This is a genomic window from Flavobacterium cellulosilyticum (assembly GCF_004349355.1).
Lineage (GTDB): Bacteria > Bacteroidota > Bacteroidia > Flavobacteriales > Flavobacteriaceae > Flavobacterium > Flavobacterium cellulosilyticum.
In genome coordinates this window covers 115,184-130,350 of sequence record NZ_SMFK01000004.1, presented here as the reverse complement: position 1 = coordinate 130,350, position 15,167 = coordinate 115,184, and the positions used below count along the sequence as shown (strand labels likewise).

15 protein-coding genes and 1 tRNA gene are annotated in these 15,167 nt (G+C 32.4%); 11 read left to right on the top strand and 5 right to left on the bottom strand.

Annotated elements, in window-relative coordinates; translation table 11 throughout:
• Nucleotides 1-266: 266 nt before the first annotated feature.
• Nucleotides 267-707: a hypothetical protein gene (locus E0F76_RS08805; protein WP_132004381.1), complete on the top strand. Its 441-nt coding sequence runs from the start codon at nt 267-269 to the stop codon at nt 705-707.
• Between the two features lie 196 nt (nt 708-903).
• The gene (locus E0F76_RS08800; protein WP_132004379.1) at nt 904-1,683 is read left to right on the top strand and encodes a patatin-like phospholipase family protein; all 780 of its coding nucleotides are present in this window, start codon (nt 904-906) and stop codon (nt 1,681-1,683) included.
• A 331-nt stretch (nt 1,684-2,014) separates the two neighbouring features.
• On the opposite strand, the gene E0F76_RS08795 is transcribed toward E0F76_RS08800, so the two are convergent.
• Complete coding sequence (locus E0F76_RS08795) at nt 2,015-4,636, bottom strand: MGH1-like glycoside hydrolase domain-containing protein (RefSeq protein WP_132004377.1); 2,622 nt, start codon at nt 4,634-4,636, stop codon at nt 2,015-2,017.
• A gap of 615 nt (nt 4,637-5,251) precedes the next feature.
• Between E0F76_RS08795 and E0F76_RS08790 the strand changes: the two genes are divergently transcribed.
• Nucleotides 5,252-5,665 (top strand): DUF2721 domain-containing protein, encoded by a 414-nt coding sequence (locus tag E0F76_RS08790; RefSeq protein ID WP_132004375.1) that lies wholly within the window; start codon nt 5,252-5,254, stop codon nt 5,663-5,665.
• A 44-nt stretch (nt 5,666-5,709) separates the two neighbouring features.
• Here E0F76_RS08790 and E0F76_RS08785 read toward each other — a convergent pair whose 3' ends face one another.
• Complete coding sequence (locus E0F76_RS08785; RefSeq protein ID WP_132004373.1) at nt 5,710-6,669, bottom strand: L-threonylcarbamoyladenylate synthase; 960 nt, start codon at nt 6,667-6,669, stop codon at nt 5,710-5,712.
• 94 nt (nt 6,670-6,763) lie between these two features.
• Here E0F76_RS08785 and E0F76_RS08780 point away from each other — a divergent pair, with 94 nt between their 5' ends.
• From E0F76_RS08780 to E0F76_RS08745, 8 genes are all read left to right on the top strand, one after another.
• Complete coding sequence (locus E0F76_RS08780) at nt 6,764-7,036, top strand: hypothetical protein (protein WP_165932669.1); 273 nt, start codon at nt 6,764-6,766, stop codon at nt 7,034-7,036.
• A gap of 95 nt (nt 7,037-7,131) precedes the next feature.
• Entirely contained in the window at nt 7,132-8,526 is a 1,395-nt protein-coding gene (locus E0F76_RS08775; RefSeq protein WP_132004369.1) for a DUF1800 domain-containing protein, read from the top strand.
• A gap of 10 nt (nt 8,527-8,536) precedes the next feature.
• Nucleotides 8,537-9,706, top strand: coding sequence for a DUF1501 domain-containing protein (locus E0F76_RS08770; RefSeq protein ID WP_132004367.1), 1,170 nt, complete (start codon nt 8,537-8,539; stop codon nt 9,704-9,706).
• Nucleotides 9,707-9,760: 54 nt separating this feature from the next.
• Nucleotides 9,761-10,006 (top strand): uroporphyrinogen decarboxylase, encoded by a 246-nt coding sequence (locus E0F76_RS08765; RefSeq protein WP_165932668.1) that lies wholly within the window; start codon nt 9,761-9,763, stop codon nt 10,004-10,006.
• 47 nt (nt 10,007-10,053) lie between these two features.
• Nucleotides 10,054-10,656 carry an alpha-ketoglutarate-dependent dioxygenase AlkB family protein gene (locus tag E0F76_RS08760; protein WP_132004365.1) on the top strand — a complete coding sequence of 201 codons (603 nt, stop codon included), beginning with the start codon at nt 10,054-10,056 and terminating at the stop codon, nt 10,654-10,656.
• 262 nt (nt 10,657-10,918) lie between these two features.
• The gene (locus tag E0F76_RS08755) at nt 10,919-11,197 is read left to right on the top strand and encodes a DUF2805 domain-containing protein (protein ID WP_132004363.1); all 279 of its coding nucleotides are present in this window, start codon (nt 10,919-10,921) and stop codon (nt 11,195-11,197) included.
• 121 nt (nt 11,198-11,318) lie between these two features.
• Nucleotides 11,319-13,184 (top strand): M61 family metallopeptidase, encoded by a 1,866-nt coding sequence (locus E0F76_RS08750; RefSeq protein ID WP_132004361.1) that lies wholly within the window; start codon nt 11,319-11,321, stop codon nt 13,182-13,184.
• Nucleotides 13,185-13,308: 124 nt separating this feature from the next.
• Nucleotides 13,309-14,019: a DUF4369 domain-containing protein gene (locus E0F76_RS08745; protein ID WP_132004359.1), complete on the top strand. Its 711-nt coding sequence runs from the start codon at nt 13,309-13,311 to the stop codon at nt 14,017-14,019.
• Between the two features lie 86 nt (nt 14,020-14,105).
• On the opposite strand, the gene E0F76_RS08740 is transcribed toward E0F76_RS08745, so the two are convergent.
• From E0F76_RS08740 to E0F76_RS08730, 3 genes are all read right to left on the bottom strand, one after another.
• The gene (locus E0F76_RS08740; RefSeq protein WP_132004356.1) at nt 14,106-14,579 is read right to left on the bottom strand and encodes a hypothetical protein; all 474 of its coding nucleotides are present in this window, start codon (nt 14,577-14,579) and stop codon (nt 14,106-14,108) included.
• Nucleotides 14,580-14,734: 155 nt separating this feature from the next.
• Nucleotides 14,735-14,808, bottom strand: a tRNA-Thr gene (locus E0F76_RS08735).
• Between the two features lie 75 nt (nt 14,809-14,883).
• The gene (locus tag E0F76_RS08730) at nt 14,884-15,153 is read right to left on the bottom strand and encodes a hypothetical protein (RefSeq protein WP_132004353.1); all 270 of its coding nucleotides are present in this window, start codon (nt 15,151-15,153) and stop codon (nt 14,884-14,886) included.
• Nucleotides 15,154-15,167: the final 14 nt, after the last annotated feature.

The following is a 15,167-nucleotide window of genomic DNA, read 5'->3' as shown; positions in this document are numbered from 1 at the left end:
ATATCGGTTCGATCAGGGCTATTTAGTTCGTTTTGTTTTCAAAATGACTATCAATATCCTAGCCGGCTCAAGCGTCCAGCTTGTGCAAACAAATAATATCAAAAATAAATACAAATCAGAATGGGTACGAGTATGACGCTTGCGCTAGCTAAACGAATTTAGTGCTATTGACTTTTTTTTCGTACTTTGGTATAGCCGAAAAAACACATTTTCATGAGTTGAAAACGACTTGATAAGAGTAAGAATTGAATTTAAGATGATAAAAAATGAGAAAAATAATTTTAATAATTCTAATTTTACTTTGCACCTTCAGTTGCAAGAAAAAAATTATGCCTGAAAACACACTCGCAAAAGAGGATAGCTTAAAAGTTAAAAAAGATGCTCAAACAAAAATAATAGCAAAGGATACCACTACATCAAATTATTGGTATAATGAGAATTATGATGGTGAAAATTTAATACAAAAAGGAATTACTCATCCTGAACAATTTATCAAAAATGCACTTCGTGAAAAACCAGAATTGATCCCTTTGAAAGCAGTTTTGGGCGGTACAATGCAGTTTAGAACTATTAAGCTATTAAGTAGCGAATGGTTGATTGCTGCCTTTGACGATGGACACAATCAAGGAAGAGGCATTTATAGATACCTTTTAAATAACAAAGAAGAATTGGAATTTGAATTACTGATTTCACTTGGACCAGAATAAATTAAATTCAGCGGACAATAACTAGAACCTAAACCCAATTGCATAATTTTTATTATCGACATTAGAAAATGCGTTCTGAATCCGAAAAGTCGTATTTCCTTTTTTATTCGTATTTTAGTAAATCTAAAATACTCCGTTTCAAACCCTGCATACGGAATAAAGTGGTAATTTTAGAATCTACAAAAACAGGAGTACTATGAAGTATAAAGTAGGCATCGTTTTATCGGGTGGCGGTGCTAGAGGTATTGCACATTTAGGAATTCTAAAGGCGTTAGAAGAATTTGGAACCAAACCTTCAGTTATTTCAGGAACCAGCGCAGGGGCTATTGCGGGAGCTTTTTACGCGAGAGGCTTTTCATTTGAAGAAATTCTTATCATTCTTAAAAAAGGACATTTTTTTAATTACTCCAATTTACTAATAAAAAAACAAGGTTTTTTTTCGATGAAAGGATTTGAAAAAATATATTCTAATTATTTTCCAACTAATTCTTTTTCTGACTTAAACATTCCTCTTTATGTGGCTGCAACTGATGTTTTAAAAGGAGAAATAGTGTACTTTTCATCTGGAGACATTTCACAATCATTGATGGCTTCGAGTTGCTTTCCTGTAATATTTCAACCTGTAAAGTACATGGAAACTTATTTTGTAGATGGTGGTGTTCTGGACAACTTTCCAATAAAACCTTTGTTAAATCAGTGCGAAATAATTATTGGAATCTATGTTAACTCAATTAAGAAAGAGATTAATGAAATTCATATGAATAACATTATCGACAGAAGTTTTCATTTGGCTTTATACAATTCTGTAAAAAATAAAATTAAAAAATGTGATTTATTCATTGAACCTCCTGATATGAGTCAGTTCGGCATGTTTGATTTAAGAAAAACAAATGAAATTTTTGATTACGGTTATAAGTATGGACTATCTCTTGAAGACAAAATAAAAGAGCTCATGGTCAACAAAAATACAATTTAGTCATTGTTAGACGAGCGAAACGCTGGTATCCAACGTCCATAAGTTAAGCGTAAAAATCCTGTAACTTGTCAATTCGACAAAGGAGAAATAGGTCAATAGTTGCTCATTTTAGTTGCTTTCATTATTATGAAAATGACACGAAATCCATAGCCCTGATGGAAGCGGCATCTCCAGATTTAAAAAACAAGGCTTTTTTAAGCCTTAGTTTTTTAAATCTGGAATACAGCGAACAGCAGGAGGATTCGTTCATGAAATCTTCAATCTTTCTGCTTCTAAAAACAAATCCCGCCTTAGTAGACGGGATTTTGAATGATAGGAAACTAAAAATGCTTTAATTATTTTCTAAATCTAGAATTAAGTTAGCAATAAGAGCTGTCCATCCTGTTTGATGCGAAGCTCCAAGGCCTTTGCCATTGTCTCCGTCAAAAAATTCATAAAACAAATGCTCGTTTCTAAAAGCTTCGTCTTTCGCAAAATGGTTTTCAGGATCATCAGCATGATATTGAAATTTGCCATCAGCATTTCGTTCAAATAGTTTGATTAATCTTTTGCTCAATTCGTTCGCAATTTCATTAAGGTTTAGTTTTTTTCCGGAGCCTGTTGGGAATTCATATACATAACTGGGTCCGTAATAGGTAAAATATTTACGTAATGACTGAATAATCATATAATTCAAAGGCATCCAGATAGGACCGCGCCAGTTCGAGTTACCGCCAAACATACCCGAACGGCTTTCGCCAGGTTCATATTGAATTTGATGACTACCATGGTGTTCAAATACAAAAGGGTTTTCTTTATGAAATTTAGATAACGAACGAATACCATAATCGGAAAGAAACTCGTCTTCGTCTAACAAACGTTTCAAAAGGTGTTCTAATCTATGCCCGCGCATGATAGAAAATAGATAATTTCCATCAGCATTGGCTTCTTCAATATTAGAAATTAAGGAGGCAAGGTCTGGGCGTGTTCGAACAATGTCGGCAGCTCTAACTTTAAATCTCTTTAATTCTGCAAACAAATCCATGTGGATAATTTCGACTGCAAATAATGGAATGATACCAACTAAGGAGCGAACCCTCAAACGATCCGTTATTCCACTTGACATTTCGACAACATCATAATAAAAATTGTCTTTGTCGTCCCACAGGGAAATATTTTTTTTTCCAATATGGTGCATTGCCCAAGCAATATTTAGAAAATGCCTAAAGAATTTAGCAGCTGATTCTTCATGAATTTTGTTAGTTTTAGATAATTCGAGAGACATGTGTAACATATTCAAAGAGAACATCGCCATCCAGCTTGTTGCATCTGCTTGTTGCATTCTTGTGATTCCTTCGGGCATGTGATTGCGGTCGAAAACACCAATGTTGTCCAATCCTAAAAATCCGCCTTCAAATAAATCAGTACCGCTTTTATCTTTTTGGTTTACCCACCAAGTAAAATTGATAAGGAGTTTTTGAAATGCTTTTTCTAAAAAGGGGGTATCTGGTTTGCCTGTTCTTTGTTTGTCTTTTTCATAAACGGTCCAGACGGCCCAGGAATGAACAGGAGGATTCACATCGCTAAAATTCCATTCATAAGCTGGAATTTGTCCGTTAGGGTGCATATATCGTTCTTGAAGCACTAAAAGGAGTTGTTCTTTGGCAAAATAGGGGTCGATTTCGACAAAGGATACCATGTGAAAAGCAAGGTCCCAAGCGGCATACCAAGGATATTCCCATTTGTCTGGCATAGAAATCACGTGGCGATTGGTGAGGTGTTGCCAACCAAGGTTTCTCATGTCTGTCCGGTTGGGTTGTTCTTCACCAGGACCACCAAAAAGCCATTTAAAAACATCATTATAATAGAATTGCTTGGTCCATAACAAACCTGAAAAGGCTTTTTTAGCAATGGCCTGTTGTGCTTCGGGAATGTCTTTTTTAATTATATCACCATAAAAGGATTCGCATTCTTTGATCCTTTGTTCAAAAACCGCATCAAAATCATCCCAAGGAGTTTCTAATATGTTTTTACTAAGGCGCACTTTTATGCTTTTCTCTTCCCCTGGTTCTAGTTCTAAAATGTGCCAAATAGCCAGTTTAGATCCGTTTTTCTCGGGATTTACTGTTGGTTTTCCGTTTACAACATGGTCATTGATACCATCTTTAACGTATTTAATTTCGTTAGGAGCATTATAAACACGCTTGTTATTCGTTTCATTTTCGCAAAACAACTGCGCTCCATGCTCATGATAAAAATAGTACCGTCCATTTCTAGGACTTTTAGATTGTACGCAATTGTCCTTGATGGCTTTAATTGTCGGACGGTTGTATCGCTTGTTGTGTTTCCAGAAATTCCTAAACCAAAGATGTGGAAGTACATGAATATCGGCCGTTTTTTTTCCTCGATTTACCACTGTGATTTTCATCAGTATATCATCAATATCGGCTTTTGCATATTCGATAAAACAATCAAAATATGCCTTATCGTTAAAACTGTTGGAGTCCAGTAATTCAAATTCCGTTTCCTCACGACTTCGTTGGTTATTTTTTACTAAATCATCATAAGGAAATTCATTCTGTGGGTATTTATACAGGTATTTGCTATAGGAATGGGAAGGCGTTGAAACTTGATGAAAATAAAGTTCTTTTACATCTTCCCCATGATTTCCTTGATTGTTTGTAAGGCCAAATAAGCGTTCTTTTAAAATAGGATCTTTTCCGTTCCAAAAGGCTGGAGCCAAACACAATATCTCGCGGGAGTCACAAAAACCACCAATACCTTCTTCTCCCCATCTGTATGCATTACTACGCGCTTTGTCATGATCAATAAATTCCCATGCATTACCGTGTTCGCTGTAATCTTCTCTAACAGTGCCCCATTGTCTTTCGGCCAAATAAGGGCCCCATTTTTTCCAATTTTTGTAGGTATCAGAGACAGCTAATCTTTCTGTTTCCGAAATTGTATGAGCCATATAAAGTGTACTAATTAGTTGTATAAAAATCCTAAGACCTGCTATTTAAAATCGCTTTTTTTAAAGTTTTTTTATGATTGGTCAGTAGTAAAAATAATTAAAAAAATCACAATTGCTTATACAATAGAAAAGTATTACTTAATTATTGGTATTGCATGAAATCTTTACATATTTCAAAAAAAACAAGGTGTTTTGTTGATGAACTAGTATTGTACTAAATAAAATAATCAACAAAAAAACGAGCCATTTTCACTAAAACGGTAAATATTATCTAATTTTTAATTGAAAATAAAATTGGAATTACAGAAAAAAGGACATTAGAAACAGCCACCATTGACAAACACAATTATAATACATTTTAGATTTGAAACGATCATAATCATCTTTTTAGAATTGGAAGATTAAGAACTTTTTTAATAACTACAAAAGATAAAATGCAATTAAAAAAAAGAAAATCCTCAGAGTAAAACAAATATTTACAAAAAACCAGCCCAATCATTCCAAAGAAAGGTAATTATGAGCTTCAGGAAAACCTTGCGAGTCTTTTCGGCCAAAAAAGACAGACGATTTGAATAAAAAATAACGAACTTTGGATTTTTAAAACAAAACAATTCAATGACTTTACACATAGAAACTCCTGCTTTACTTTTCTCAGCAACTTCGCTGATATTATTGGCTTATACCAATCGATTTTTAACAGTCGCTACTATCGTAAGAGGACTTAAAAAAGTGTATAAAGAAAAAAGAAGTCAGATGATCTTATTGGAAATCAAAAACCTAAATTTACGAATAAGCCTCATTCGTTATATGCAACTATTTGGTGTTTTGAGCTTATTTCTGTCTGTTTTTACAATGCTTTTGCTTTTTGTAGACCAACAATTAGGCGGTATTTATCTTTTTGGATTGAGTTTACTTTCCTTGCTTATCTCCTTAGGGTTGTCTTTTTGGGAAATTAACATTTCAGTCGACGCTCTGCGTATGCATTTGAGTGATGTAATGGAAAAAAAAGAACCTGAATCAAATGAATAAAACACATTTAAAAACCAGAAATTATTTTTATTTCCATCATTTTTTTATTTTTTTGTTGCGCGTTCCAATCGGTCGTTTATAGAAACACCAAGCCCCACCTCGGGCATTTTCTGTGCAATTATTACATCTAAATTCATTTTATCTAATTGATGTAAGCTTTCGTATAAATTTTTAGCCGCTTCAATTAAATCTCCTTTTTCAGATAATACAATAGTAGTAATTTGACTGTCTATTGCTAATTTTCCGTCTAATAATAAAACACCTATTCTCTTTCCTATAAAAGACGAAATTAATTCTGCAACATTTTCGGTCAAGTAAGTAGCTGTTTTGGGAGCATAATGCTTGGTCAACATACCTGGAGCATCTGGTGTAGTGTCATTTTTAGTAATAAAAAAAACCTCCCCAACTACCGCTTCAATATCCTCGACAGCAACAGATCCATATCGGTACAGAATCGTTTTTCCCTCTTGAAACCCAACGATTGTAGATTCAATTCCTCTTTCACAAATGCCACCGTCTAAAACCATTTTCAATTCATCAGGAAAATAATTGGCAACATGTTGGGCTTGTGTTGGACTAATGCATCCAAAAGGATTGGCACTTGGTGCCGCCAAAGGAAAATCTAAGATTTCCAGTAAGGCTAATGCAATGGGATGATCTGGTATCCGAACTGCCACGGTATCTTTACCTGCGGTTACCAAATCAGAGATGTTTTCCTTTTTCTTCAAAACCAAAGTCAAAGGTCCTGGCCAAAAAGCATTGGCCAATTTATAGGCGTTTTCTGGAACATCAATTGCTACCTCTTTTAAATATTCCAGAGATTTAATATGAACGATTAATGGATTAAAAAAAGGTCTTTTTTTCATTTCAAAAATTCCTTTTATGGCTTTTTCACTGTATATATTTCCAGCTAAACCATAAACCGTTTCTGTAGGAATGGCAACAAGTTCTTCTTTATTTAATAATTCTGCTGCTTGATGAATATCTGCATTCACTTTAATCATAGCGGATTTCTTTAGGATTTTGAATCTCTTTTTACGGCGACAAATTTACTTATAAAAACAATTGAATTCAAAATCAATTTCAATAGCAATATCAATGGCAATTTCAATGGCAATTTCAATGGCAATTTCAATGGCAATTTCAATGACAATTTCAATGGCAATATCAATGGCAATATTAAATGGTTACATAAAAAATACTCTCAAAAACTACAATTGGAATGGAAATAAAAATCACCTCATTTTATCATTCCGTAGTAATACCAACAAACGTGAGCAACTAAAAGAGATTCCTGCGAAAACCAAACGAAGTGTTTCTGCTAAGCCAATGACAAATAAAACCAACCAGGACAGCTATGAAACTAATTAAAAACACTTTATAAAATGAAGCTTAAAAAATAAATTAGATTCTCTTTTAAACTAAAATTGTAATTTAGAGTCAAAGAATAACGAAAAATCTTAATTATGGACAAGAACACTCTTTGGTCATTGCGACTTGGTAATTCTGCAAAACAAGCAAATGCTATCGAAAATATGGGTTTGAACGATTTTTTGAATCTATCTTTTGATACTAAATTCGATTCGAATGTCCCTGCTTTTTTAGAAAAAAGTCCAAAATCTATAAATGAATTAAAGGAAGTTAGGAAAAAACTAGTAGCCTCAAATCCGGACGCAAAAAAAGATTTACTAAAAGTAGAACGCCAAACTACTGAAGAAATGAAGGTATGGTGGATTGATAAAATGGAAAAAACTGAATTTCCGCTTCGCGAAAAAATGACTTGTTTTTGGCACAATCATTATGTTGCTACTTTTCAAAAAGTCAAAGTCAATTATTGGGTTTTTCAGCACAATCAAATTTTAAGAGAAAATGCTTTTGGTAATTTTAAAACCTTGACAAAAAAAATCATTCAAACCAATGCAATGGTTCGATATCTTGACAATGTTGATAATCGAAAAGATAAATTAAACGAAAACTTAAGCCGAGAATTACTGGAACTATTCACGCTCGGTATAGGAAACTATACTGAAGAAGATATTAAAAATGGAGCCAAAGGTCTTGCTGGTCTTGGTATTGGAGAAGACAAGGCTATTTACCGAAAGTTTTTTGAAGATAATGAAAGCTTTAGTTACTTAGGAAAAAAAGGTGTTTTGAAAGTAGATGAAATGGTCGATACTATATTTGACCAACCGAACATTCCTTATTTAATCACTCGAAAAATACTAAAGTGGTTCATTTATGATACTCCAAAAGAGGAATTGGTTCGCTATTATGGTGACTATTTTAAGAAAAATAATTTTGAAATCAAACCCCTTTTGACAAAGATTTTCACTGAGGAATATCCTAAAAACAATGCAGGTTCCAAAATAAAAAGTCCCTTAGAATATATTTTGCAATTAAAAAACGAACTCAATATTGAAACCACCAATGGCAGGGCAATATCCTACTTTTTAAAACAACAAGGAATGGACTTATTCAACCAACCTAACGTAAAAGGTTGGGATGGCGGAAATGCTTGGCTCACCTCGCAAGTATTCCTACAACGCAATACGATTGCAGATTTACTTTGTAATGGTAAAAATTTTGACCGAAGAGGCAAAATTGATGAAATGGACTCGATGATGAATAAAAAATCAAATCGTGTATTGAATGTAAAATTAAATTGGAACAGTGAAGGAGACAACAAGGACATCATTTCTGAACTGGCTAACCGCTCCTTGTTTACCATAGATGCAAATGAACAAAAAGATTTTGAGCAACTATTGAAATATGATTTTGACCCTAAAACAGCAGGTTCAGAATATGCAGTGATGCGACTGTTTAATTATATGGTAAAAACGCCCGAATACCAACTTATTTAAGTATACAACTATGGACAGAAGGAAATTTTTAACACTAACGGGAACTTTGACTGGAGGCTCACTCCTATTACCTGATTTTTTGTATTCATTTGGTTCGCAAAACAATTTAGTTTTGGGAGAACAATGTGTAGTTTTTGTTCAATTGAATGGTGGAAATGATGGATTAAACACCTTTATTCCATTCGAAGATGCATTGTATTATGACTTGCGTCCAAAGATTTCCATTTCAAAAAATGAAGTCCTTTCCTCCTCCAAAGGTATGGCATTTCATCCAGCTTTGACTGGCTTTGCAAGTATGCAGCAAAGTGGTGATTTAGCTGTTATTCAAAATGTAGGTTATCCTGAGCCGGTTCGTTCTCATTTTCGAAGTCAGGAAATTTGGCAAACTGCTCCAACAAATCAAGAATATTTAAATAACGGTTGGCTGGGGCGTTATCTTGATTTACAATGCAAGGAACATCAACCCACTGCGGGGATTAACCTTGATTCTATTGACAATTTAGCATTGAAAGGCGAAGAACCCAATTCGATTACGGTAAAAGATCCCAACCGATTTATTACCAAAAACAAACTCGAGAATAACATCCAATTAACTGATAATCCACAGTTAGATTTTGTTAGAAAAATTGCCAGTTCGGTGATAGAAGGTTCGGATGAAATACAAAAAGCATTAGCAAAATCAGCCCCTTCAGATGTCGTTTATCCAAAAACAGCTTTGGCAAAAAACCTAGAATGGATTTCGAAATTGATAAAAGGAAATCTAAATTCAAAAGTATATTATACGTCGTTAGGCGGTTTTGACACCCACGACAATCAACTTGCAATACATAAAAACAGATTAACAGAATTGAACGACGCTATATTTAGTTTTTACCAAGATTTGAAAAAAAGCCAACAATTACAAAATGTAACCATAGTAGTTTTCTCTGAATTTGGACGTCGTGTGAAAGACAACGGAAAAGGAACAGACCACGGAACCGCTGCTCCCATGTTTATTATTGGAGGTAATAATCGTGGGAAAATTATCGGAAACAATCCCAACCTTTCAGACTTAGACAAAGGTGATTTAAAACATGAAATCGATTTTAGAAGTGTTTATGCTTCCCTTTTAGAAAACAAATTGGCATTTGATTCTAAAAATATTGGTATTAAAAATAAAGCCCTTCAAGGATTATTTTAAAAGTTCTTACTCTATTTATTCCTCCTAAATGCTATATTTGAAATAAAATACGGAATGATGTTTGAAATTACTTTAACAGAATGGGTTGGTTACTTGGCTTCATTGGTTCTGATGATCTCTTTTTTAATGAAAAACATTACTACCTTAAGAATCATAAATTCAATTGGAGCCATTCTATTTGTTGTTTATGGCATTATGTTAACTACCTCTTGGCCTATCATCATTACCAATGCATTTATTTTAGGTATTAATAGCTATTATTTAACAAAACATTTTATAGGCAAACAAGAGGTCTATTAATTTTGTTTAAAGAAAGGAAAGTAACTTCAAAATTTTATTTTTGTGACATGAATTCACTTTTTAAATCGGAGCCAATCTATTTCAATGTGCCAGATGCAATACTAATTTATTATCCCCATTTTTTTGAAGAAAAAGAAGCTAATTTAATTTTTGAACAATTAAAAAAGAAAATCCCTTGGCAACAAGACAGTATCAAAATATTTGGAAAAACACATCTTCAGCCTCGACTAACAGCTTTATTTGGTAATATAGATAAAACCTATTCCTATTCGAACATTACAATGACTCCAACTCCTTGGAACGAACTTTTATCTAATATAAAACAGAAAGTTGAAGCTATTTCGAACTCAAATTTTACCAGTGTTTTGCTTAATTATTATCGAGATGGAAAAGATAGTAATGGATGGCATGCTGATAACGAAAAAGAATTAGGCATTAATCCAATTATTGCTTCATTGAGCTTTGGAGCAGTAAGAAATTTTCAATTGAAACACAATTCTGATAAAAATCAAAAAATTAATATCTCATTGGAACATGGCAGTTTGTTAATTATGCAAGGAACAACACAGCATTTTTGGAAACATCAAATTCCGAAAACTATGAAACCGATAGACGAAAGAATAAATCTCACTTTTCGAGAAATCAAATAATTGAATTTAATATCCTTTGGATGTATTTACAAGTTTTAGAAGGGAACTCTTTTTTATTGCTGATAATCAAATTTAAAGCAATAAAAGTTCAAAATTGATTAAAAACTCCATTCTAAAAACAAGCTTCAGCAAAAAAAAGGGTTTTCTATAAAAAAAATGTCTTTTTGATTTCAAGTGATTCTTTTTTTTATTAATATTGGAGTATATTATAAATACAAAACTAATATTCACTAACCCACATATTTGAATTAATTTTCACCTAATGAAAAAGAGTAGCCGCATAGAATTGACCTGGGAACAAACAGAAAAACTTGTTACATTTGCTTTGGAGGAAAAAAACCCTTTTGAAATCATCAAAAAAGAGTTTGGGTTGGCCGAAAAAGAAGTTCTTGAAATCATGAAAAAAAAGATGCCAACTGAAAAATTTGAAATGTGGAAAAAGAAAGCTGCTGCAAATAAACCAAAACCAAAACCGCAAAAAATAGACGATTTTGACGAAGATTTAGATGGTAAATATTACATAAAAAATAAACTCGATTAATATTATTTTAAACTCCTGCTGAACAGGAGTTTTTTTTGTTTTCTACTTTTATAAAATTAATTGGACTGTAACAATATTCTGTTTATAAAGTCTAATTGATTATTTAACCAATAATCCCCCAATGAAAAAAATATTTTTTGCCTTTTTAGTCCTATCAGTTCTTTCAAGTTGTAAATCAGCCAGTCAAAAATCCACTAATTATTCAAGCTCCAAACAAGCGATTCAAGTAAACATCAATCTTACGGATATAAAAAATGACAAAGTTCTTGTTACGGTAAAAGCTCCTTTAATAAGCACAGATAATACTACTTTTAGTTTTCCAAGAATGGTACCCGGAACCTATTCTGATGATAATTTCGGAAAATATATTGATGATTTTAAAGCATATAACAAAAAAGGAGTTCAATTAAATGCCAAAAAAATAGATGCTAATTCTTGGGTAATATCTAATTCGAAAACATTAGATAAAATAACCTATTTAGTTAATGATACCTTTGATACTGAAAAAAAAAGGGGGTTTGGTAAAGACGATATTTTCTCCCCTAGCGGATCAAATATAGATGCTGGAAAAAATATAGTATTGAACACCCATTGTTTTATTGGCTATTTTAAAGATTATGTTGCAAATCCTTATAAAGTAAACATATCGCATCCAGCAGAATTATGGGGAGCAACTTCAATGATTGACGCCGATGCATCAGCGACAAATGATTTGTTTTTAATGCCTCATTATGCTGAATTGGTCGAAAATCCAATACTCTATTCAAAACCTAATTATACAACCTTTACAGTTGATGATATGGAAATATTAATTGCCGTATATTCTCCAACTGGAAAAATCACTGCCGAAAGTATTACACCATCAATGAAAAGTATGATTACTGCTCAAAAACATTTCTTAGGCAACATGAATACCACAAAAAAATACAGTATTTTATTGTACTTGTCTACGTTAAAAAATGACGCTAATGGTTTCGGTGCATTAGAACATCCTACATCAACAACTGTTGTTTTTCCAGAAACAATGTCTCAAGAAGCATTAATAGAAAATATGAAAGACGTGGTTTCGCACGAATTTTTCCATATTGTAACTCCACTAACAATACATTCTCAAGAAATTCAAAATTTCGATTACAACATTCCAAAAATGTCGAAACATCTGTGGATGTACGAAGGAGTAACAGAATACTTTTCTAATCTTTTTCAAATTAACCAAGGATTAATCAGCGAAGAGGAATTCTATGATAGAATTGTAAAAAAAATAGAGCAGGCCGACAAAATGGATGATAAAATGCCCTTTACAACAATGAGTGCAAATGTGCTCAAAAACCCCTATAAAGATCAATACTTGAACGTGTATGAAAAAGGAGCTTTGATAGGTATGTGCATCGATATAATTATTAGAGAAAAAAGTAACGGAGAGAGAGGAATTCTTGATTTAATGCAAAAACTTTCGAAAGAATATGGTGTTTCAAAAGCATTCAACGATGATGAACTTTTTCAAAAAATTACGGATTTAACGTATCCCGAAGTTGGAACGTTTTTAAACACTTATGTTTCAGGACCAACGCCAATCCCCTATTCCACCTATTTAGCAAAAGTTGGTGTAGCAAAAACCCCAATAAAAACCCCTGGAAAAATATTCGTAAAAGATAGGAAACAACTGATTTCCATTACCAATGGTAAAACTGAAATCATTGTTAATTATAAAATGGTACTAAATAATTTTTTTACAAACTTAGGTCTAGTAGGTGGTGATATTATCATGGCTATAAATAATAAAGAGTATACACCAGAAAAAGTCAATGAAATCCTGTATGATTGTGATAAATGGAAAGAAAATGACCCAATTACATTAAAAATAAAACGTAACGGCTTAGAAAAAATCATCAACGGAACCGTAAAACTTCCTTATGAAGAGATTGAAGGCCTTAAAGCAGTGGACTTGTCAAAATCTGTTCTAAAAGAAGCTTGGTTAAAAGGATAACCCAATAAAGTATTTATAAAATTCCAATTGAGAAATAAATTGGATATTTTTTTTATAAATCCTTTTGATAATTTTCTAACTTATCCAAACTATTTCCTTTATTTGCAAAAAAATTAAAATAACAATGAAAAAATCCATTATTGCTTTCGTTACGCTATTACTTCTTTTTTCTTGTAACAAGAAAGATTCAAAAACAAATTTACATCTTACTGGAAACATTAAAGGATTAAAAAAAGGAACCTTAATTATACAAAGAGTAGTTGACACTAATTTGGTAGCCTTTGACACCATAAAAATTGATGGTTCATCAACTTTTGAAACTGATTTGACCTTAGATTCCCCTGAAATGCTTTATTTATTTTTAGATCGCGGCGTAACAAATTCATTGGACAACAACATACAATTTTTTGCTGAACCTGGTAAAATGAATGTTGAAACCAATCTTGATTCTTATACAGTTAGTGCAAAAATAACAGGTTCTAAAAATCAAGATTTATATCAAGAGTATAAAAAAATTGATTCTCGTTTTAGAAATGAAAACTTGGATTTGATTGCGTTAAAATTTAAAGCAATTAAAAGTAATAACAAAATACTATTGGACAGTCTAAATACAAAACAAGATAACAATACCAAACGTAAATATTTATTTGCTACTAATTTTGCCATAAACAATAGTAATCAGGAAATTGCTCCTTTTATCGCCTTGTCGGAGATTTATGATATCAATGTTAAGTATTTGGACACCATTCAAAAAACAATGTCGCCAAAAGTCGCCCAATCGCTTTATGGAAAAAAATTAACTGAGTATGTTACTAAAATAAAGACTCAAAAATAATCCTATTTTCATTTAATAGTAAACCCGTCCCGATACAATCGGGACGGGTTTTTTTATATAAATTAAAAATCTCCTTTCTAATTAATTTAACGAGCGATTGCAGCAATTACGGCAAAAACTATTATTAGTCCATACAAACACATAATTGAAATCATCATGATTCCAATAAACTTGTAATGTGATTTTAAATACTTGAATGAAGTCGAAAGCAATTCTGAGTCTATATTCAGGAAAGCTTTTTTGGCATTTGATGCAAATTTATACAAGTAATAAACTGGGAAAAAATAAAGAGCAGCTATAAGCAAATAAAAAATAGATATTACAATTCCAATTCCTGAACCAAACATTCCCATTCCAGGCATCATATGCCCAATTACACCAAAAATTGTTCCTGCAAAAACGGCTAAAACCACCATCAATCCAACTCCAATAAATCCAAGAATTGATAAAAAATAAGCCCATTTAGCAGTCTCTTTTAAAAACCCTTTAGCGGATTCATTCAATTGTAATTCGAAATTATCTATCAAAGATTCTTCTGACGGTTCAAGGCTATTTTCCATATCTGATTTATTTAAGTTATACTCCAAATCTAATGAAAATAATGTGAATTCCTACTTAATTTTAAAATTCATAATTGAAATGCAATTTATAAAACTTGTTCCAAATAGGTATAAAACAAAAAAACCGTAAGCGATTAACTTACGGTTTCTGTTTGAGCCGGCGGAGGGACTCGAACCCACGACCTGCTGATTACAAATCAGCTGCTCTAGCCAACTGAGCTACGCTGGCGACTCATTACGGGTGCAAATATAAGACTGATTTTTATTTTTCAAAACAATTTCAGACTTTTTTATTCACTTTTTTTTACTGTAATTCGTTAATTTTAGCAATTAACTGATTTGCAGTTTGTTCCAATTCAATATTGATTTGTTTGAAATGGGCTTTTTTATCTTCTACTTTCTTTGCGTTTACTTTTGTGATCAAAGTATCAAATGCAGCGATAGCTTCATCAATTAAAGCATTAGTTTCTGTTGTTGGTTTTCCAGTTGTAGAAATTTCAAACAAGTAAACTGCTTCTATAATATCTCCTAAAACGTAGTTGATGTCTTTTTTTAAATTCTTAACGTTTGCCATTTTTATTTATATTT

What these genes read in the sequence shown, in the direction of transcription:
- E0F76_RS08805 (WP_132004381.1), top strand. Translation starts at nt 267, where the DNA reads ATGAGAAAAATAATTTTAATAATTCTAATTTTACTTTGCACCTTCAGT.
- E0F76_RS08800 (WP_132004379.1), top strand. Translation starts at nt 904, where the DNA reads ATGAAGTATAAAGTAGGCATCGTTTTATCGGGTGGCGGTGCTAGAGGT.
- E0F76_RS08795 (WP_132004377.1), bottom strand. Translation starts at nt 4,636, where the DNA reads ATGGCTCATACAATTTCGGAAACAGAAAGATTAGCTGTCTCTGATACC.
- E0F76_RS08790 (WP_132004375.1), top strand. Translation starts at nt 5,252, where the DNA reads ATGACTTTACACATAGAAACTCCTGCTTTACTTTTCTCAGCAACTTCG.
- E0F76_RS08785 (WP_132004373.1), bottom strand. Translation starts at nt 6,669, where the DNA reads ATGATTAAAGTGAATGCAGATATTCATCAAGCAGCAGAATTATTAAAT.
- E0F76_RS08780 (WP_165932669.1), top strand. Translation starts at nt 6,764, where the DNA reads ATGGCAATTTCAATGGCAATTTCAATGGCAATTTCAATGGCAATTTCA.
- E0F76_RS08775 (WP_132004369.1), top strand. Translation starts at nt 7,132, where the DNA reads ATGGACAAGAACACTCTTTGGTCATTGCGACTTGGTAATTCTGCAAAA.
- E0F76_RS08770 (WP_132004367.1), top strand. Translation starts at nt 8,537, where the DNA reads ATGGACAGAAGGAAATTTTTAACACTAACGGGAACTTTGACTGGAGGC.
- E0F76_RS08765 (WP_165932668.1), top strand. Translation starts at nt 9,761, where the DNA reads ATGATGTTTGAAATTACTTTAACAGAATGGGTTGGTTACTTGGCTTCA.
- E0F76_RS08760 (WP_132004365.1), top strand. Translation starts at nt 10,054, where the DNA reads ATGAATTCACTTTTTAAATCGGAGCCAATCTATTTCAATGTGCCAGAT.
- E0F76_RS08755 (WP_132004363.1), top strand. Translation starts at nt 10,919, where the DNA reads ATGAAAAAGAGTAGCCGCATAGAATTGACCTGGGAACAAACAGAAAAA.
- E0F76_RS08750 (WP_132004361.1), top strand. Translation starts at nt 11,319, where the DNA reads ATGAAAAAAATATTTTTTGCCTTTTTAGTCCTATCAGTTCTTTCAAGT.
- E0F76_RS08745 (WP_132004359.1), top strand. Translation starts at nt 13,309, where the DNA reads ATGAAAAAATCCATTATTGCTTTCGTTACGCTATTACTTCTTTTTTCT.
- E0F76_RS08740 (WP_132004356.1), bottom strand. Translation starts at nt 14,579, where the DNA reads ATGGAAAATAGCCTTGAACCGTCAGAAGAATCTTTGATAGATAATTTC.
- E0F76_RS08730 (WP_132004353.1), bottom strand. Translation starts at nt 15,153, where the DNA reads ATGGCAAACGTTAAGAATTTAAAAAAAGACATCAACTACGTTTTAGGA.